This is a genomic window from Psychromonas arctica (genome assembly GCF_038155225.1).
Taxonomy (GTDB): domain Bacteria; phylum Pseudomonadota; class Gammaproteobacteria; order Enterobacterales; family Psychromonadaceae; genus Psychromonas; species Psychromonas arctica_B.
Window position 1 is genome coordinate 1 of sequence record NZ_JBAKBA010000228.1, and the last position, 228, is coordinate 228.

Consider the following 228-nt stretch of genomic DNA (forward strand, 5'->3'; position numbering starts at 1 on the left):
CTAAAATAATGAATGGAAATAAATCAAGCTATCAGGATATTTAAAACAATATCATATCTGAAATTGGAGCGAAAACAGCTAATGCAGATGTAGCTATGCAATCAGCATCAATTTTAAAAGATCAGTCTTTTGAGCGAATTCAAAGATTAAGTGGTGTAAATATCGATGAAGAAGCCGCTAATTTATTAATGTACCAGCAATATTATAGTGCAGCAGCGCGAGTTATTA

At 32.0% G+C, this 228-nt stretch carries 1 protein-coding gene; it reads left to right on the top strand.

Annotated elements, in window-relative coordinates; genetic code table 11:
• Nucleotides 1–95: 95 nt before the first annotated feature.
• Nucleotides 96–228 (top strand): flagellar basal body rod C-terminal domain-containing protein (locus tag V6255_RS19405; RefSeq protein WP_425355952.1); only part of this gene is annotated, 133 nt, incomplete at its 3' end.